This window comes from Rhodohalobacter sp. 8-1 (genome assembly GCF_038150125.1).
In the GTDB taxonomy this organism is placed as follows: domain Bacteria; phylum Bacteroidota; class Rhodothermia; order Balneolales; family Balneolaceae; genus SW132.
This window is the reverse complement of sequence record NZ_JBBVMF010000013.1, coordinates 1-19517: the sequence shown is the minus strand read 5'-3', so window position 1 is coordinate 19517 and position 19517 is coordinate 1. Positions and strand designations below refer to the sequence as shown.

Annotated in this window: 19 protein-coding genes; 7 read left to right on the top strand and 12 right to left on the bottom strand. The window is 43.9% G+C overall.

Annotated elements, in window-relative coordinates; all coding sequences use genetic code 11:
* Window positions 1-41: 41 nt before the first annotated feature.
* The 6 genes from AABW11_RS13345 to AABW11_RS13320 all read right to left on the bottom strand — a co-directional run bounded on the left by AABW11_RS13345 (window position 42) and on the right by AABW11_RS13320 (window position 5833).
* On the bottom strand, window positions 42-1322 hold the full coding sequence (locus tag AABW11_RS13345; protein WP_340105613.1) for a hemolysin family protein: 1281 nt from the start codon (window positions 1320-1322) through the stop codon (window positions 42-44).
* Window positions 1323-1486: 164 nt separating this feature from the next.
* Window positions 1487-2263, bottom strand: coding sequence for an enoyl-CoA hydratase/isomerase family protein (locus AABW11_RS13340; RefSeq protein WP_340105612.1), 777 nt, complete (start codon window positions 2261-2263; stop codon window positions 1487-1489).
* Window positions 2264-2272: 9 nt separating this feature from the next.
* Window positions 2273-3151, bottom strand: coding sequence for a hypothetical protein (locus tag AABW11_RS13335; RefSeq protein ID WP_340105611.1), 879 nt, complete (start codon window positions 3149-3151; stop codon window positions 2273-2275).
* Window positions 3152-3161: 10 nt separating this feature from the next.
* A complete protein-coding gene (locus AABW11_RS13330; protein WP_340105610.1) occupies window positions 3162-3599 on the bottom strand; it encodes a hypothetical protein in 438 nt (145 codons plus the stop codon).
* 6 nt (window positions 3600-3605) lie between these two features.
* Window positions 3606-4364, bottom strand: a complete 759-nt coding sequence (locus AABW11_RS13325) for a PspA/IM30 family protein (RefSeq protein ID WP_340105609.1) — start codon at window positions 4362-4364, stop codon at window positions 3606-3608.
* A 122-nt stretch (window positions 4365-4486) separates the two neighbouring features.
* Complete coding sequence (locus AABW11_RS13320) at window positions 4487-5833, bottom strand: thymidine phosphorylase (RefSeq protein ID WP_340105608.1); 1347 nt, start codon at window positions 5831-5833, stop codon at window positions 4487-4489.
* 279 nt (window positions 5834-6112) lie between these two features.
* Between AABW11_RS13320 and AABW11_RS13315 the strand changes: the two genes are divergently transcribed.
* Entirely contained in the window at window positions 6113-7222 is a 1110-nt protein-coding gene (locus AABW11_RS13315) for an NAD(P)-dependent oxidoreductase (RefSeq protein ID WP_340105607.1), read from the top strand.
* 230 nt (window positions 7223-7452) lie between these two features.
* On the opposite strand, the gene AABW11_RS13310 is transcribed toward AABW11_RS13315, so the two are convergent.
* Together AABW11_RS13310 and AABW11_RS13305 are read right to left on the bottom strand one after the other, a co-directional pair.
* A complete protein-coding gene (locus AABW11_RS13310; protein WP_340105606.1) occupies window positions 7453-8220 on the bottom strand; it encodes a TatD family hydrolase in 768 nt (255 codons plus the stop codon).
* A 75-nt stretch (window positions 8221-8295) separates the two neighbouring features.
* Window positions 8296-9132 (bottom strand): hypothetical protein, encoded by an 837-nt coding sequence (locus AABW11_RS13305; RefSeq protein ID WP_340105605.1) that lies wholly within the window; start codon window positions 9130-9132, stop codon window positions 8296-8298.
* A gap of 155 nt (window positions 9133-9287) precedes the next feature.
* Between AABW11_RS13305 and AABW11_RS13300 the strand changes: the two genes are divergently transcribed.
* Together AABW11_RS13300 and AABW11_RS13295 are read left to right on the top strand one after the other, a co-directional pair.
* A complete protein-coding gene (locus AABW11_RS13300) occupies window positions 9288-10070 on the top strand; it encodes a tryptophan 2,3-dioxygenase (protein WP_340105604.1) in 783 nt (260 codons plus the stop codon).
* Between the two features lie 181 nt (window positions 10071-10251).
* Window positions 10252-10632, top strand: a complete 381-nt coding sequence (locus AABW11_RS13295; RefSeq protein WP_340105603.1) for a hypothetical protein — start codon at window positions 10252-10254, stop codon at window positions 10630-10632.
* Between the two features lie 25 nt (window positions 10633-10657).
* Here AABW11_RS13295 and AABW11_RS13290 read toward each other — a convergent pair whose 3' ends face one another.
* From AABW11_RS13290 to acs, 3 genes are all read right to left on the bottom strand, one after another.
* Window positions 10658-11383: a hypothetical protein gene (locus tag AABW11_RS13290; RefSeq protein ID WP_340105602.1), complete on the bottom strand. Its 726-nt coding sequence runs from the start codon at window positions 11381-11383 to the stop codon at window positions 10658-10660.
* Between the two features lie 3 nt (window positions 11384-11386).
* Window positions 11387-12040 (bottom strand): SatD family protein, encoded by a 654-nt coding sequence (locus AABW11_RS13285; protein ID WP_340105601.1) that lies wholly within the window; start codon window positions 12038-12040, stop codon window positions 11387-11389.
* A 207-nt stretch (window positions 12041-12247) separates the two neighbouring features.
* Window positions 12248-14146: an acetate--CoA ligase gene (gene acs / locus AABW11_RS13280; protein WP_340105600.1), complete on the bottom strand. Its 1899-nt coding sequence runs from the start codon at window positions 14144-14146 to the stop codon at window positions 12248-12250.
* A 185-nt stretch (window positions 14147-14331) separates the two neighbouring features.
* On the opposite strand from acs, the gene AABW11_RS13275 reads away from it, so the two are divergent.
* Genes AABW11_RS13275 through AABW11_RS13265 form a run of 3 tightly spaced genes read left to right on the top strand, consistent with a single transcriptional unit; the run spans window position 14332 to window position 18068 of the window.
* On the top strand, window positions 14332-16788 hold the full coding sequence (locus AABW11_RS13275; RefSeq protein ID WP_340105599.1) for a ligase-associated DNA damage response DEXH box helicase: 2457 nt from the start codon (window positions 14332-14334) through the stop codon (window positions 16786-16788).
* 12 nt (window positions 16789-16800) lie between these two features.
* Window positions 16801-17448, top strand: coding sequence for a ligase-associated DNA damage response endonuclease PdeM (gene pdeM, locus AABW11_RS13270; RefSeq protein ID WP_340105598.1), 648 nt, complete (start codon window positions 16801-16803; stop codon window positions 17446-17448).
* 26 nt (window positions 17449-17474) lie between these two features.
* Entirely contained in the window at window positions 17475-18068 is a 594-nt protein-coding gene (locus AABW11_RS13265) for a DUF6992 family protein (protein ID WP_340105597.1), read from the top strand.
* On the opposite strand, the gene AABW11_RS13260 is transcribed toward AABW11_RS13265, so the two are convergent.
* Complete coding sequence (locus AABW11_RS13260) at window positions 18065-18622, bottom strand: RNA polymerase sigma factor (protein ID WP_340105596.1); 558 nt, start codon at window positions 18620-18622, stop codon at window positions 18065-18067. The two genes, AABW11_RS13265 and AABW11_RS13260, sit on opposite strands and share 4 nt — an antisense overlap.
* Before the next feature lie 530 nt (window positions 18623-19152).
* On the opposite strand from AABW11_RS13260, the gene AABW11_RS13255 reads away from it, so the two are divergent.
* Complete coding sequence (locus tag AABW11_RS13255; RefSeq protein ID WP_340105595.1) at window positions 19153-19377, top strand: hypothetical protein; 225 nt, start codon at window positions 19153-19155, stop codon at window positions 19375-19377.
* The last annotated feature ends 140 nt before the right edge of the window (window positions 19378-19517 follow it).

Here is a 19517-nt window from a genome sequence, read left to right as displayed (position 1 = left end):
AAATGAGTTTGTTGAGAGCAACCATTCGATATACACCGGCTTCACTCCACATCGATGAGCTTGAGTTTTACTGTATCAAGCCGGTTAGGTGTGGCCTTACTGATAATAAACTTATGGCCGTGAATCATAAGCTCCTCGTTAACTTTGGGGATTCGCCCGATATGGTTGATGATATAGCCGGCTACCGTTTCAAATTCATCTCCATTGTTCTTCAGATCAATCTCGGGATATTTATCGTGAAGCTCATCAAGATCAACGTTCCCGCTCAGTATAAACGTATTTACATCTATACGTTTTATAAATTCATCCTCGGTATCATACTCATCCTGAATATCTCCAACAACTTCTTCAATCAAATCTTCGATAGTAACCATGCCTGCGGTGCCTCCATACTCATCAATAACAATAGCAACTGAGCTGTTACTCTGGCGGAATTCGGCTAGCAGATCTTTCGATTTTTTGCTTGATGGGATCAGTTTTACAGGCCTGATAATATCAGCAATAGTTTTAGGTTCGTGAAACAGATCGTATGCAAATACAACACCGGTGATGTCGTCGATATTATCTTGGTAAACAGGGACTTTAGAAAATCCGGATGCAATGAATATCCGCTGTATCTCATCAATTGTCGAATTTTGATCAATCGCTATCATCTCTGTCCTGGGCACCATCGTCTCTTTTACGCGCTTGTTTGAGAGCTCCAATACGTTATGTAAAATCTGGGAATCTTCCTGATCGATATCTGCCCCGCCGCCGGTATCTCTTAACTCTTTGAGAATCATTTCTACATCCTGCCGCCGAAATACCTTGTCGCTGCGTTCACTGCCTGTTTTCAGCAAACGGACCAGCAGACCCGAAGCAGAATTTGCCATCGCTATCAGCGGACGTAAAATTATGTTGAGCACACGCAGCGGAACGGCTACAACTTTTACCATAAAATCTGCCTGAATCCTGAAAATAGCTTTGGGAATAATTTCGCCAAAGATCATAATAACCAGCGATGCCACGATGGTCTGAATCAATAGTATAACAACAGTCGATGGCATCGTACCTACCCATGAGCTGTACACAGACTGGATCGGCTCAATCAGGTAAATGGCCATAAGCGTGGCATAGAGCACGTTTATGATGTTGTTGCCGACAAGCGTTGTGGTGAGAAATGTTTCAGGCTTTTCGTTAAAAAAAGCAAGCGATCTCGAGACCAGAGATCCTTTCCTGCTCTCAATTTCGAGCTTAAGACGGTTCGCCGACACAAAAGCGATTTCAGATCCGGAAAAAAATCCGCTTGCTAATACAGTGAAAAAGATAATTGTAAATTCCAAACAGCTGGTTTAGTTGATGTAAAATTGCAGGGCCGAAAAAATGGGTGCTTTATTAAATATAACCTGTTTTCGCTTCAGACGACACCTTTAATGGCAGAGTACTTTACAAAACCATCTGGCGGTGAATCTGCCAAAAAAATCAAAAGTGTTCACGACTACCCCGCCTATTTTCCGCTAAAATCCGGTTTCCGTTTTTCCATAAATGCGGTTGTACCCTCTTTAAAATCTTCTGTTTCACAAAGTTCACCAAACAGAGTCGCTTCAGTTTCAAATCCAACGGGTGAGCCGGCAGCCCTGATTGCCTGAAGTGCCTTCAAAACAGCAACAGGCCCATTTTTAAGTATTGTATGAATCATGGATTGAGCTGCTTCTTCGGCGTTATCTGTCACTTTATTTACCAGTCCAGATGATAGCGCCTCATCTGCTTTAATCGGCTGCCCAGTTAAAATCATTTCAAATGCTTTCGCTTTGCCCACGAGTGCAGGAAGCCGCTGCGTACCGCCATAGCCGGGTATTAAACCCAGTGATACCTCCGGCAGACCTATCACAGCACTCTCAGAGGCCACCCGAATGTGTGCAGCCATGGCCAACTCTGCCCCGCCGCCCAGGGCATAACCATCCACAACGGCAACAACGGGCTTGTCAAGTTTTTCAATACGGTCGAATATGGTCTGTCCTTTTTTTGATGCTTCTTCTCCGCCGGGGCCATCAAGTTCGGCAAGCTCTGAAATATCTGCGCCAGCCACAAATGCTTTATCTCCCGCACCTTTTAAAAGGATAGCTTTTACATCACTATCCATTTCTATAGTGTCAATGGCCAGATCTATCTCGTCCAGAACCTGGTTGTTGAGTGCATTTAATTTTTTTGGCCGGTTGATGGTTAGATGAGCTATGCTGTTATCATCTACTTTAAGCTCTATTGTTTGATAGGTGTGCGCCATTGAAATTTCTTATTTTACCTTTTGTTCCGTTTTTTTATTCAAATTCTCTGCTTCCTTCCGAAGTTCTGCAAGTTCAAGCTCCTGGTCCAGCTCATCAAATCCTGGCAGCAAGCTTTGATCCAGCTCTTCAATAATAGTAGTTGCTTCCTCCATCTCAACGAGTAAATGATCCAGTTTACTGTCTACATCTTCGGCATTCGGCATGGTCATCGACTGCTCGTAAATAAATCGGGTGGCGTCTTCGATGGTTTCAAGATGGGTCTCACAAATCAGGTATTTTTCCTTGGCTACGTCAAATTTATTGAGCCGTTTTCTTAGAATTTTTACACGGCGTTCTTTTGTCGCTTTGAGCTGTTCAGATTCAATTTTGCTAATTTGATCTTCCTGTGATGCCACTTCATTCTTCAGCTGATCCTCAACTTCGGAATTCATATAAATCTGGTACCTGCGGTTCATATCGAGCAGCGTCAAATATGTGGATAAAAGATCATCGAGTTTCTTCTCTATATGATTTAGCATTCCGCGTGAGCTGTAGGGCAAGTTGGAAAAATTGCTTTTCACTTCCGAGGCGATATGTTTCAGCACAAGAAACCGTTTTTGAGATCTTACATCCAGCTGGTGAAAGAGAGTTTTATCACCATTAACCTCATTTTGTTCGCGCTGTTTTTTTCGAATAACGGATTGCCGGTAGGAACTCAGATTGGGTACAATACCAAGATAGAGAAGTTCCGCTCCGAATGTGAGTGACAGAATTGAGTTTGTGATTAACCCGGTGCCACTCATCACCAGGGCAATAATCGTTGCAACGAGCAGTGACACAAGATTTGCGGGATGGAGAAACGCTTCCCGTGTAAAATCAATCGTTGATATGTTGCTGTCTTTATCCATATACACTATTTCAGGTCTCTGGTGTTGAATCGGATGTCATGTCCGGTTGCGGGCCTACTGTTTTTTTGACGTTCATCTCTTCGGCTTGCTGTTCCAGGTCGTCATAAAGCATGCCCATCTCCTGCTTAATCTGCCTCAGAGTTTCTTTAGCTTTTTCTTTCTTCATCTCCTCATCAAGATCGCTCTGTTTCTGCTCGTCATCCGCCAGGATATCGTCCATGGCTACGTCAAGTTTAGATTCGATGGAAGCCATCTTATATCTCAGCTTACCCAGGAAATGATCCACAGAATTAAGAAGTTCATCGGCATTCATTTGGCGCACGGCATCGCCCGCCTTTTTGGCATAGCTCGAGCTTCTCAGCTTCTCTTTGGCATCCCGGATTCGTCGGTAGTGGTCTTTATACTCCTCCTTCATCCGGTCGCGGTCTTCACGACTTGAGTCACTCATGGTCTGTTACGATTTGGTTTTATCTTTCTTGCCGATCGTTTTTTCAGATGTAGTTTCATCCTGCTGTTCGTCAATAGAAATAGTTTTTTCTGAACTTTTCACACCTTTGCCCATTTCCTGCTTGAACTGATTGACAAGCTCCTGGGCTCTCAGTTTTTCAGCATTAGCCTCAATTTCCATCGTTTCCGTATCAACACCATCAAGCGCAATCTCCATACGTGCTTCGTTTTTAGCGGTCTCTTCGTTCAGGCGATTCAGCATTTCATTATGTGTCTGATCGAGACCGCCCATTTCAAACGATTCCAGGGTATCGGCAACTTTCGCCTGCCATTCGGCCCGCTCACTGGCCCGGAGTGCCTCACGCGCTTCTTTAATTTTCTTGTCTTTCTCACGCATGAAAGCCTTTTTTACTTTCTGGGCTTTTTCATAAGCTTGTTCAGCAAATCTTAACTGCTCGTTAGAGTGCTCCAGGTTTTCACGCATCTTTTCAAGCTGAAGCGCATAGCCTTGGGCCAGGTCATCCCGATCGGCATTAATTGCTGATTTTATTTTTGATGTGATGTCATTTATCGCTTTTTCATACCGGTCTACTTCCTTGCGAAGCATCACCACATTAGCCTTTACAGTGGCGATATTTTCATTCATCTGGGGAATCTGGTCATTCAGCTCCCTGATGTTCTGTTCAAGAATCATCTTTGGATTCTCCATGGAGCTTACAAAACCCCCAAACATCGATCGAATTGCTCGTATTAATCTGTCAAACATAGTACTGTTTTATTTGTGCCCGTTTTTATTATGTGCGCCCTTGCGGGCAGATATTCTGTCGTTTAATTAAATCAATCTGTAAAAACGATTCGCAGTTATCAAGTCTAAAATATCAATGTATTCTACGATTTATAATCATGAATTCCATTTTTATCTACTCTGTGAGTAATCTGCTTATGATGGTCGGGCTGGTTATCCGAAAGAGTAATAGCCTTTAACATATTGTCTTTACAATCTGACATATTCGATTCATTGTTCGTATGCAGGGTGGCTAATGTTTCATTTTCATTTACATAATCCCCAATTTTTTTGTGGAGCAGAAAACCTGCGGCAGGATCCACTTCGTCCTCTTTCGCCCGTCGGCCCGCTCCCAGCTCGAGTGATACCATGCCCATCTCAAACGCATCCATTTCTGTAATATAACCACTGCTTGTTGCCTTGACCGGCTCAATGCTGCTTGCTGATGGGTACTGGGACGGATTTTCAATTACTTCCGTATCGCCATCATGTGCCCGAACAATATCTACCCACTTTTTAAATGCGGATCCATCCGCCACAGCAGCTTTACTTTTTTCAATGCCTTCATCCACGGTTGACGCTTTTTTCCCGAGATAGATCATCGTTCCGGCCAGCAAGTGCGTAATCTCCATCACATCATCCGGTCCATCGCCTTTCAATCCATCAATGCTCTCTTTCACCTCAAGCCAGTTCCCCACAGCAAACCCAAGCGGCTGCTCCATATTTGTCAAATAGGCGATGGTCTCTTTGCCAAACTGCTCACCGATGCCAACCAAGGTTTCAGCAAGACGGAGTGCATCATCTTTATTCTTCATAAATGCTCCAGATCCAAACTTAACATCCAAAACCAAGGCGTCGATACCTTCCGCAAGCTTTTTACTCATGATGCTGCCTGCAATCAGAGGAATAGATTCGACCGTGGCTGTTACATCACGCAGAGAATAAAGACGCTTATCTGCCGGGGCAATCTCCTCGGTCTGACCGGCAAGAACCATGTTTTCAGCTTTTAAAATCTCCTTGTATCTGTCTAAAGAAATGTCCACAGTAAAACCGGGAATCGATTCCAGTTTATCCAGTGTACCGCCTGTGTGTCCCAATCCCCGGCCTGAAATCATCGGCACCGGAACTCCGCAAGATGCAACAATGGGCGCCAATATCAGCGAAAGCTTATCACCAACACCGCCGGTTGAGTGCTTATCCACTTTTACTCCGGGAATGTCACTCAAATCGAGCACTATACCGCTATGAAGCATCGATTTGGTTAGGGCTGCTGCTTCGTCATCGTTCAATCCATTTAAATAAGATGCCATCAGAAAAGCACTCATCTGGTAATCCGGGAGATCATCACTTGTATACGCATCTATCAGGTTCTTGATCTCAGCTTCATTCAGCACACCACCATCTCTTTTTTTACGGATCAGTGTTACCGGATTGAATGTTTGTTTTGGCATAATTTTAAACATCATTTAGAATTTTAAACTTATTTATAATGTACCATTTATTGGGAACAAATATGAACAGACCCTTTGCAGGCATACGCATAAGACTCTAACTTTGCCTTCTCAACCGCCGGCATCAGTTCTGAGTGCAATTATTCTTTGTAGATCTTTGCTCAGAAAGTTTTTACCATTTGTTTAAGAAATTTGCAGCAATCTGTTATCTGTGTTCTCATTTAAATCCGGCAGATCTGCGTATACTATTCATATTCTTCACCGACTAATTTGTTACGCATGAAAATTCTGGCAAATCGATATCTTTATAATTTTAAGGAGATGATGCCAGGCTCTGTGGAGGTCGATCTATTTGATCCAAAACATCTGCCCGGAAATGCGCCGGAGTACGACGCTCTATTTGTCAACACAACCACGCCTATCAATGAGAATACCCTGCCCAATACCGGCAACATTTCATTTGTCGCAACCGGTTCCTCCGGCACCGATCACCTTGACTCGGAATATCTGGAATCAAATGAAATTACCGTGGGGGATGCTAAAGGCTGTAACGCGGTTACTGTTGCAGAATATGTTTTAACATCCAGTCTTATCTTTCTTGAGAGAGAAATGATGTCATTCGATGAACTTAAAGCAGGAATTGTGGGAGTAGGTGCGGTCGGCACGGAAGTATCCCGGTTGCTTAGAAATTTTTCCATTCCCCATATTCTCTATGATCCGCCAAGAGAAGAGCGTGATGCTGAGTTTTCGTCCTCCTATTTTGAAGAGCTGAAAGAGTGTAACATGCTTACTTTTCACACGCCATTGACGAACAGCGGATCTCATCCGACCCGCCATCTCCTCAATGAATCATGGTTCCACGAAACAAACTACCATTTGCTCATTAATTCATCCCGTGGGGGTGTTATTGACGAAGATGTTGTAATGCAGCAAAAGTCAAACAACAAGCTTAATCAAATAGTTATCGACGTTTGGGAAAACGAGCCGGTATTTAATCCGGATGTTGCCGACCAATCGCTGTTTGCAACACCTCATATTGCCGGGTATTCCATCCAGTCAAAGCGGCGGGCAACACAGATGATCATCCGTCAATTTTGTGATCATTTCAGGTTGCAAGCGCCGGATGTACAAACGGACGACCCATATGTACCCGAACTCAAAAATGAGTACAATTCGCTGACGGAAATTTTATTGGAATTGCACCCGATTGGATGGTTTGACCAAAAGATGAGAGAGCTGATGAAGCTCGATGAAAATGAACGGGTAGAATCGTTCAGCTTACTCCGGTCGGAAGCTCCTCTCAGGCACGAATACTCTAATATCTTAATCGCAGAACACCTTCTATCAAAATTTCCGGAATTGATACGACTGGGCATTCAACCCATCTAATACAATACTACTTTCGTGTCAAGTCAAGTGTGTAATGTCGTAAACAACCTGTGAGCACCTACCGGATCTGACAGCGTTGGTTTTTGACGCTGACATCCCGACCGCTGTCGGGACGACAAAGCACCGAGGGATCGGGACCAGAAAAACACCGTCACCGGGAATGCTCAGTTCTTTATGCGACAAATGAAAATTGACTTGACACTAAATCACATTTCATCAAAGACACAACACTATCTCAGCTTAAACAAATCAAGTGCAGTTTCAGTCGTTTTTGATGCGATCCTCTCAAGTGAGATCCCTTTTAAATCCGCCAGCTTTTCAGCTGTGTATCTCATAAATGATGGTTCATTCCGTTTTCCGCGTTTTGGCTCGGGGGACAAGTATGGGGCATCGGTTTCCAATATTAACCGATCCAGAGGCATCCCGGCAACTACTTCATCAACTCCGGCGTTTTTAAATGTAGAAACACCTCCGATTCCCAGATGGAGCCCCATGTCGAGTGCCCGCTCCCCCTCCTCCGTCGATCCCGTAAAACAGTGCCAGACGCCCGTCAAATGGCCATCTTGTTCCTGTTCAATAATGTCAAGCAGATCATTCGTTGCCTCCCTGTTGTGAAGTACAATAGGTTTCTGAACCGCTTTCGCAACCCTGCAATGCATGCGCAGGCTCTCTTTTTGAAATTCTACAAAATCGGTGCTCCAATAATAATCCAGCCCCGTTTCACCAACACCTACCATATCATCTGAACTGCAAACATCTAGTAAACGCTCTTCTTCATTAAGCCGCGATGTTACGACTTCACAAGGATGAATTCCCATCATTTTATGAAAATCAATATCCTCATGATGAAGCTTCTCCATTTTTTTAAGTGACTGCCAGTCGATTGCCGGCAGTAGAATTCTTGTCACGTCTGCCTCAACTGACCGGTTCAGAACAGGTTCAAGATCTTCATTAAAATCATCTAAATATAGATGTGAATGGGTATCGGTTAACTGCACTATTGAGGTATTTAGTTTCAGATTTTTAAGTTTGTATAAATTACAAACAATTCTCATAAATGAAGAGCCACTATCTTATTGCTTCTCTTGTTGATGATATCGCGCCAGCCCTTCAATAACATTTTCTTTTATAGTGATCTTTTCAAACCCACGGGTGGTAAATGCCTTTTTGAGAAGTTCCTCGTGCGCCACTGCAACTGTGCCGGTACAGACCACTTCACCGCCTCGATCAGTAAAAATCGTGCTGAATTGAGAATCAATAAACTCCAAAAATCCCAAGGTTATGATATCCTGTAGCTGGTTAGTAAGTGGTTCAATAAACACTTTCCCTGCAACTGCTGCCAACTCTTTGTTTGGACGTTTGCTGGTATAGATCCGACCCATCCACTCTGAGTATGAGTCGTTTTCCAACCTTTTCCTCGTCAATTTTGCAGTTTCCGGGTCGAGCGTATCTCGAAAGTATGCTTTCAAAATTTTGCGCCCGAGGTCCGCAGCACTTCCCTCATCGCCAATTGCATAACCCATTGCGGCTGAACGTTGAACAATCTCTCCGGATTCATACCGGCCACAAATTGATCCTGTTCCCAGGGCAGCGATAAATCCCGTTGACTGTTGTAAATGTGCACGTGCGACTCCAGTTAAATCATCGCTTATCATAACCCTTACTCCGGGAAATACATGGTGGATTGATTTCTCAATTTTCTCAACAGGCCCCGGCCCGTGACAGCCGGCACCATAAAAGAAGATGCGTTTAGGCGTTACAGGCACGCTGCTTTCAATTTCATCTGCTATCTGATCGATGGTCATATAAGCCGGATGCAATCCCCCTCCTGAAAAATAATTTATATCATTTTCTTCCAGGTGCACCCAGTCCGTTTTGGTTCCACCGCTATCAGCAACTAAAATTCCCATACTGTTTTATCAGATTCAATCGTTTTTATTCTCATTCACGATCAGACATTCTCAATCCAGAATCAAGAAAGAAATATTCGGTAGTTTTGAGTCAGAAATCGATAAATGCTTTTGTACTTTATTCACATAATGATAAGTAAAAACCGATCAGCCACATGAGTTTAACCTATACAAACTACCTCAACATCGACAAACTCCTCGAGCTGCAGGAACCTCAATCGGACCCTGTTGAGCACGATGAGATGCTGTTTATCATTATACATCAAAGTTATGAATTGTGGTTCAAACAGATCCTGCATGAGTTCGATAAACTCCGCCCGGATCTTGAAAAAGCAAATACATGGGCGGCCGCCAAAACAATGCGCCGGATACTCACTATTTTAAAAACGATGGTATCACAAATTGACATCCTTGAAACCATGACGCCACTCGAGTTCAACAGCTTTCGCGGATTTTTGCAACAGGCCAGCGGATTTCAGTCAGTGCAGTTTCGCGAGATGGAAATTATCTGCGGCATGCGTTCACCCCACATTATAAAAGTCCACAATGATCAGCCTGACCTTCAACAGCAACTCATTGATCGGGAAAAAGAGGCCACGCTATGGGAGAGTTTCTGCACCTATCTTCAAAATTACGGGTACGATATTGAAACGCCTGAGAGAGTGAACGAGCATGGATTAGTCCATGAACCGTCTTCCAAAAATCAGGAGATACTTGTTGATATCATGCAGCAGGAACCTGAAATAGCCCTGCTATGCGAACTGCTCGTTGATTACGATGAAGGCCTCCAGGAGTGGCGTTACCGGCATGTTAAGATGGTTGAACGAACGATTGGTACAAAGAAAGGAACCGGTGGATCTGACGGCGCAGCATATCTCCGTAAAACATTAAACAACCCAATTTTCCCTGACCTTTGGGAGATTCGCACCCAATTTTGAACGGGATAATTATAAACAAAGTTTTATCGTTGTAGTGATGTGTAAAACCAGTGATTTTGATAAAGTTTAATGCCACCAGCAGGCTGATGGGGGGCGATGTCACGTGACGGTGAAATTTAACAAAATCACGGTTTCGCCAAGGACTCTAAAAAGTACAATCCGGCACTAAATTAAAATTCCCATGGGAAGTATTGAGTTAACTGAGAAAAACTATCTGAGAATCTGTTTCATCAACTGGGCACTTTCCGTACCCATTTTACTGATTTTTGCATGGCCTTATTTTTTTATTTGTGAATTTTTCATGGTACCAAAAATTATCTCGTTACCCGGCTCTATTATCTTTGCGCTGCCATTCATGCTCACTCTGCTACACGGACACGTAACAATGGCTGTAGGCGCGGCGCACCGTGAACATTACTATGAATGGCTGCAGCAGTATACCTTCACATACGGGCTGCTCTTTCATCCCATAATTGTAAAAACACGGTTCCGGCTGTCCCTCTTTACTCTAAGTATTTTGTTGATTATCGTTGGGATGCTTCTTTCGATTTCGTTTATTTGACGGTTTTCTGCAACCATTTTTCACATCAAATAAACGTCTTCACCATCAGTGCAACCGCCATCGCCAGCAGAGCCGAGAGCAGCGTTCCAATCAGAACATATTCGGCAAAAGCACGGTCTTCAAAGTCATGATACCGCACAACTCCTTTGGCTGTAAGAATGAATCCGATTGCGGCGAACTGCCCTGATATTGCGAACGAATAGATAAATATTCGCTCAAGCATGCCAATAACTCGCCCTGTATTATACTGCTGACCACTAATGTTGGATTGAGATTTCTTTTTACCAATTGGCGCTAAATTCAGCGCATACATCAGGTATCTTAGCACGATATTCATCTCGTTCATGGCCAGCAGGCCACCAAATAAAAGTATCTGAACCGCAAAAATTTCTCCGGCACTAAAAAGCGGATTATCTAGAACCAACGCTTCAGCTCTGCCATTAAGACCGGCCTGCCCTGCAAATCCGAACACCAGTCCCAGTGCCGCAATATGCAGCAGCAGGGTTATTCCCCTGGATCTGTAGATATTTGCGCTATTTTTTTCAGTCAGATACATAACCAGCGGTGACAAAAGCAGAATTGCCAGTAATAGAAACCAGACCATACCCGTTTCAACAAAAATCAGTGAAAGTAACGGAACCAGGCTCATCTTAATAATGGTTTTCAGTTCCGCTCCCTCATCCTTGAACGTGAGCCATAGACGCGACAGTAAGAACAGGTTCAGTGTTCCAAAAAATGCAAGCAGAATCATATCCTACAGTATTCGATTAATATTTTCGCCAATGCTTTCTTTCATTTCCAGGGCAAGATTCAAATCTCCATCTTCCCTATTCTTGTAAACGGCTGATTCGGAAATACCAATCTCTTCTGCAATCTTTTTAACAGATTCACCTTCTTGCAACATTACCAGAATCTGCAGCCGGGTCTTCTTCCATTGTTTTATTTCGTTTGATAGAAATTGCAGACTATAATTTACTAAAGAAATAAGCGACAGTGACGCATCAGGTTGATCAGCCGGAGACCCCAAACTTACATTATAAAGCCTGCCTGATTCTTTTATTAGATCCATTCCATCGCGGGCGGCATGAAATGCAGGTCCATCCATTCCCAGTGCCTGTTCGCTGTTAATCTCCGTATAGATTTGTCCAACCCCAATTGAAAATCGAACGCCTACGGGATACAATGCCGCGAGAATCGACCAGCTGTCTGCCAGCACCGCCGACAGATCCTTATAAACAGCCTGGAATTCGTCACCCAGCGTGATTGTCAGCGGTGAGACGACTGAGGATGACTCCCGATTGATACGGTTTGTTTCTTCCACCAGTATAGATTGATACCGTTCTCTTTCTTTGTCATTAAGCTCCTTCGATCCAATCAAATCCCCTATGAGTACTATGTGTTGATTCATATCCGCCCTGGTTAAACTGATTTGGTTGAATATACCACTTTTCAATCAATTTAGTTGAATTTATATATTTTCAACTGTTTCGGATGAATTTAACCGATTTCAACCGTAATGGTTGATTTTGTTTTGGTATATATCCAGCAAAAAAAAAAGAAAACCGGCTACTCGCACCGAGCGCCGGTTTAATGAAATGCTTAGAAGACATAAAAATCAATAAGCCTTTCCCGCTTTGATCTCATCAACCACAGACGGATCAAGAAGTGTGGAGGTATCTCCCAGATTGTCGAGATCCTGTGCAGCAATTTTACGCAGAATACGGCGCATAATTTTCCCTGAACGGGTTTTGGGTAGTCCGGATACCACCTGAATTTTATCAGGTTTGGCGATTGGGCCAATAATCTTTGTGACCAGGTCGTGGATCTCTTTCTTAAATGCTTCGGGATCATCAGGTTGTTTTTCACAGATCATAAATGCATAAACGCCCTGTCCTTTCACGTCGTGGGGATAACCTACGATAGCAGTCTCCACTACTTTCTTATGCTCATCAATCGCGTTTTCGATTTCTGCAGTGCCAAGCCTGTGGCCCGATACATTCAGCACGTCATCCACCCGGCCGGTAATCCTGTAGTAGCCGTCCTCGTCGCGGCGGCAGCCATCGCCTGTGAAGTAGTAGCCTTTATAGGCACTCATATAGGTTTTGATGTAGCGCTCATGATCGCCCCAGACCGTCCGGGCGATTCCCGGCCACGGATGTTTAATGCAGAGATTGCCGTTTACGTCATTGCCTTCGATTTCATTACCGTCTTCATCCATCAACACAGGACTTACTCCCGGTAGTGGCAGCGTTGCAAATCCAGGTTTTGTTGGCGTGATGCCGGCAAGAGGAGAAATCATAATACCGCCGGTTTCAGTCTGCCACCAGGTATCCACAATGGGGCATTCACCGCCGCCAACATTATCATGATACCAGTGCCATGCTTCTTCATTAATAGGCTCGCCAACGCTTCCAAGCACCTTCAGAGAACTCAAGTCGTATTTTTTCACATAGTCAATGTCGTAACTCATGAGTGCACGAATAGCCGTTGGAGCTGTATAAAAATGGGTAACGTCATATTTCTCAACCACTTCCCACAAGCGGCCGGGATCGGGATAAGTGGGTGTACCTTCAAAAATAATTCCCGTTGCGCCTGTAAATAACGGCCCATACATTATATATGAGTGCCCGGTAATCCAGCCGGCGTCAGCGGTACACCAATATATGTCTTCCTCTTCTACCTGGAACACATTCCGAAACGTGTAGCTTGTGTAGACCATATAGCCGCCACAGGTGTGCAACACTCCTTTCGGTTTACCGGTAGACCCTGAGGTGTACAAAATAAAGAGAGGATCTTCTGCGTCCATTTCAACGGCCGTATGTTTTTTTGATGCGTTTCGAATCAGCATATGCCACCACTCATCACGGCCGTCAACCCAGTCGATATCACGATTGGTTCTCTGGCAGACAATTACGCTTTCTACATTCGGGCAGCTTTTGAGTGCTTCATCGGAGATATCTTTAAGCGGCACGTGCTTATCCCCCCTGCGTAGCCCGTCGTTGGTAATCAGCATTTTGGCATCACAATCATTAATACGCTCTCCCAGAGCTTGTGCTGAAAAACCGGCAAACACAATGGAGTGAACCGCCCCAATTCGTGCGCATGCAAGTGCTGCGATAATCAATTCAGGTGTCATGGCCATGTAGATACAAACCCTGTCTCCTTTTTCGACGCCTTTACTTTCCAGGACATTTGCAAATCGGCAGACATCTTCGTGAAGCTGACGATAGGTAATGGTGCGGCGAAAACTATCCGGGTGATTCGGTTCAAAAATAAAAGCTGTTTTATTCCCGATAGTATTCAAATGGCGATCAAGCGCATTTTCCGTAATATTTAGCTTCCCGCCTTCAAACCATTTAATATCTCCATTTTCAAACCCGCCGGAATGGACTTTATCCCAGCTTTTCCTCCAGTAAAATGTACCAGCTTCATGCTCCCAGAATTTCAGGCGATCGGACTCGCTCTGCTGATAAGTTTCTTTGTACTCGTCGAAGGATTTTATATTCAGCCACATATGAAGTTAATCTGTTTAATTTTATAGGTTTTACTAATGTACCAAAAGCGCTTCTATGTTGATGCTTTTTCAAGGCATTTTCAAGTCTTTTCTGAAAAAAGTTATCATTTCAGCCCGGCATTTAATTCACCGCAAACGAAAGCACGGCTATTACACGTTCCTTATCAGCAAAGGAAAGACCCTATATGACAGACGGACATCGTACAATTGAGCAGTGGTTTGAAGACAGGGACTGGCGGCCGTTCAGGTGGCAGCGGACGGTATGGAAGCACTGCCTTGAAAACAAAAAAGGACTGTTAAACGCCCCCACTGGCAGCGGTAAAACCTTTGCTTTATTCATGCCTTTGCTCATCAACTGGATCAATCAAAATCCTGAATCTTATCAGCAGAAAGAGAATAATGGGCTTCAGTTGCTGTGGATCACACCACTGCGCGCCCTTGCTAAAGACCTGGAACTGCATATGCAGGATGTGGTTGATGACCTGGATATTCCGTGGCAAATACAGCGCCGAACAGGCGATGTGTCATCATCTGTGAAGCAAAAACAAAAGCGCCGGATGCCCGAAGTTTTAATTACTACCCCAGAGAGCCTTCATATTTTGCTCGCTCAAAAAGGGTATCCTAACCGGTTTAAAACCCTCCGATCTGTTGTTGTGGATGAATGGCACGAACTGATTGGATCTAAGCGCGGTATTCAGACTGAACTGGGAATATCAAGGCTTAAAGGGATGAATCCCGATCTCACAATTTGGGGAGTATCGGCTACAATCGGCAATTTGGAGGAGGCGGCTGATGTTCTCCATGGCGTTCACCCTAACGCAGAGAGACCGATCATTGTTAAAGCAAAGCAATCAAAAAAAATTCATGTGCATTCTGTCCTGCCTGATGAAATCGAAACATTCCCATGGTCGGGACATCTTGGCACTAAATTAATCCCAAAGGTACTGCCCATCCTCGATAAAAGTGGTTCAACACTCATATTCACCAATACGAGGGCACAGTCGGAAATCTGGTTTCAGCGACTTTTGGAAGCCAATCCCGACCTGGCCGGCACAATGGCGCTTCATCACGGATCGCTGGACAGGAACGTTCGCGACTGGGTGGAAGAATCGCTTCATAGCGGCATCATCAAAATAGTTGTTTGCACCTCAAGCCTCGACCTCGGCGTGGATTTCTCGCCCGTTGATACTGTGATACAGATTGGCAGCCCGAAAGGTGTGGCGCGTTTTGTGCAGCGGGCGGGCCGCAGCGGGCACCAGCCAGGTGCCGACAGTACCATTTGGTTTGTGCCAACACATGCACTCGAACTTATTGAAGCCGCGGCTTTGAAAGATGCGGTGGAAGATAATTTGATGGAAAACAGAGATCCCATCCTTAAACCGTTTGACGTGCTTATTCAGTACCTTATTACACTTGCCGTTTCCGAAGGTTTTAAACCCGACCTTTTATTTGACGAACTCAAACACACCTTCGCCTATCAAACGCTACAGCCGGATGAATGGAACTGGATTCTGAACTTCATCCAAAATGGTGGAGAATCTCTTACCCGATACGATGAATACAATAAGGTTGAGGTAGACGAAGATGGTCTCTGGCGCGTATTTGACCGCAAAATTGCCCGCCGCCACCGAATGAGTATCGGTACTATTGCAAGCGACTCGATGCTGCGGGTCAAATACTTAAAAGGAAGTAATCTCGGCCGTGTAGAAGAGTGGTTCATATCTCAGCTCAATACAGGTGATACGTTTTGGTTCGCGGGCAGAAATCTTGAGCTTGTCAAGATAAAAGACATGACTGTGTACGTGAGACGGGCCAAAGGTGCCAGCAGTAAAGTGCCGAGTTACATGGGCGGACGTATGTCGCTATCCTCAAATATGAGTGAGAGATTGAGGCTTAAACTCAGAGAAGCCAATGAAGGCAGAACGGACTCCATCGACCTGGAAACCATCAAACCTATTCTCGATATTCAGCGCACACGGTCTATTCTGCCTGATGAAAAACAGTTCCTGATTGAAAAATCCTGGTCTAATGAGGGGTGCCATTGCTTCTTTTTCCCCTTTGAGGGGCGATACGTACACGAAGGATTGTCTGCGCTTATAGCTTATAGAATTTCTAAAATCACGCCAATCACATTTTCGATTGCAATGAATGATTATGGCTTTGAACTCCTAAGCGATCGTGATATTCCTATTTCAGAAGCGCTGGAAAAAAATATTTTCTCAGAAGAGAATCTCATTCACGACATCATGGGAAGTGTCAATGACGCTGAACTTGCCCGGCGGCGATTTCGTGGAATCAGCCAGATTGCCGGTCTTGTATTTGCGGGATTTCCTGGCAACCAAAAAAAGGGAAAGCACCTGCAAATGTCATCCGGACTCTTTTTTGATGTGTTCATGGAATATGAACCGGGCCACCTGCTTATTCAGCAAGCGTATGACGAAGTGTTGAGCACCCAGCTTGATGAAGCAAGATTACGCGTTGCACTGCAGAGAATCCAAAATCAATCTGTTATTATAAAAGAGATCGACCGGTTTTCACCCTTCGCGTTTCCCATATTTGTTGACCGGCTGCGTGAACGTCTCTCATCAGAAAAGCTAACGGATCGTATTGAAAAGATGCAACGACAACTTGAAGCTTCTTAAATTTCAGTACTCATGACTATCACTATTTTAAATCATACATTTCAACTGATGCCCGAGCGTGCCATTCATTGGCTTGATGAGAGCACATTAATTGTCTCTGACTTGCACCTCGGGAAGTCAGGGCATTTCAGAAAATCGGGGATTCCGGCTCCTCATCAGATCAACCAAACCAATATATGCCGGCTCAACTCACTTGTAAACCAGGTTCAGCCGGACAGACTTCTCATTCTTGGTGATCTTTTTCACAGCGATGTAAACCGGGAATGGTTTCAATTCGAAGAGTGGCGAAATAGTCACAATCAACTTAATGTAACGTTAATCACAGGAAATCACGACACGCTGCATTCATCATTTTATAATGCGGCGAATCTTGACATCTATCAGCAGCATAAAGAAGAAAATTTCCTTTTCATCCACCATCAACCCGAAGAAGCTGAACCGGAAGCAGGCTTCATATTCTCCGGACACATTCACCCCGGAGTGAAGTTGCGGTCTAAAGGAAGACAATCTCTTAGGCTCCCTTGCTTCTATCAAAAAAAACAACAGCTTATACTCCCTGCTTTTGGAGAATTTACAGGATTGTATATGTTGTCTGAAAAAGAAGCAGAATACATTTATCCAATTGCTGAAAAAAAGATCTTTTATTTAAGTCACGCATAGCAACCGACCATTTTAAAACAAACGACATGTTCAAGTTTACAACAATTCTGGCATCCATCATTATAGGCAGTATTGGAATCATTAAAGCCCAGTCTTCGGAGGTAAATCTGAAAGAAGTCAATGATAATAGATTGCAGTTAAACAGAAATGGGATGAAAATTCTGGGGGGATGGGCTGCAGGGAATATAGCTGCCGGGGCGGTTGGTATGACACAATCGAGTGGAAATACCCGGTACTTCCATCAAATGAATCTCGCATGGAATGGGGTAAACCTTGCGATAGCCGGACTGGGATATATTGGATCCAAAAAAGATCCCTCATCGTTCGACCTGAAACAAACGATCCGTGAATATCACTCATTCGAAAATATACTTCTCTTCAATGCCGGACTGGATGTTGGATATATGGCTACTGGTGCGTTTTTGTGGGAGCGAGGTCTCAGGAAAGATAGTGAGCGGCTAAAAGGATATGGTCAATCCCTGATTCTGCAGGGAGCTTTTTTGTTTAGCTTTGACCTGGTCATGTTCTTGGCCAGCAAAAATCAAAGCAGTAAACTTCTTGATACACTAGACGGCCTGTCTCTTCAGCCAACAGGGCTAAGCTACCACCGGGAGTTTTAGCTCGACATTTTTCGCTTAAAGCAATGATGAAGACGGTGTGTCAATCTTGATTTTTTTGTTCTGACATTTGCGCCGCTCAATCCAAACTTATTACTAATTTGTTTAGTCGTAGCATCCGGGTTGGCAAGCATATAGGTGATAAGTTTCCTATCGTCCGGATCGAGCTGCTCCAGGCAACTTTCCAAAATAGACATCCGCTCTTCTTCAATGAGCGATCTGATCTGATCGGCAGGCTCAGCCTGGTGAATCCCTTCATCGGGATCCATCTCGAACCGATGCTGAGTCTTCTTAAAGTGCAGATATTGGTTTCTGGAGGTTGTTATCAGGTAGCTGAATATATATTTACTTTCATTAATTTTGCCTTTACGTATTCTCTCAAATACATCTGCAAATGCCTGATGGGCACATTCTTCGGCCTCTTGATGTGTTGCATTCATCACAACCTGAAGATAGTCGGTCAGGCGTGGCATCACTTCACTGAGGAGACGATTGGCAGTCTCTTCATCTCCGTCCCGGAGGGCATCTACTAAATCTGAATAATCAACTCGATACACGGGATTTCTGTCAGGTTAAGATTATAATGGTTTACTAAGACCCTATGACTCAGGAAATTAATTTATCTTATAAATCATTCTTTAAATAATGATTTTTCATTTCCAATACTCAATTAAAAACATTAAAATATTGATCAAAGGATTGAACACAAAGTTTGTTCAATCAAAGAAATATTTTGTAACAAAACCATGATGAAATGCTCTTGTAATTAGAAAGTATTTCAGTTACACGATATCATCTTCAATGTTATATATTATCATAGACGGCTGAAAAGTACTTTTTCGTTAAAAAAGTTGTGTTCTCATGATAAGGTCTGATGACAATCTGATCTTTCCATCTGCAACTCGCTAAATGATTAAGTCTGCCATTACAGACTAACTAGCAAACTATTACCACTTGCGGCTGAACACTGATTTTCGAGATCTTAAAATATTTTAATATTTACGATCCTGATCCGTCAACACTGCAAAGGTACATCAGTTTTTTTATCGGCACAAAACCTCAATACTTAACCTTGTTCTCAAAAATTATGAAATCACTCAAATCTACGACAATCAAAGCTCTCTCATTCTCTTTCGCCCTTCTGTTTGCCGCCGGCTGCGCCACTGTCACCGATGCCAACCTTGACCTTCCGGAAACAACCGAACCTACCGTTGAAACTACCTCTACCGAAGGATCTTTCTGGAATACCAACGGCGACGACATGGATCCCATCATTGACCGGCCGAAAACCGGCGGCGGAGCTTTAGACTGATTTAGTTTCTCTTTAAATAAAAAATGTTCTCAAATAAATATTCTGATATGAAATCTCTGACAACCAAAGTTCTCTCATTCTCTTTCGCCCTTCTGTTTGCCGCCGGCTGCGCCACTGTCACCGATGCCAACCTTGACCTT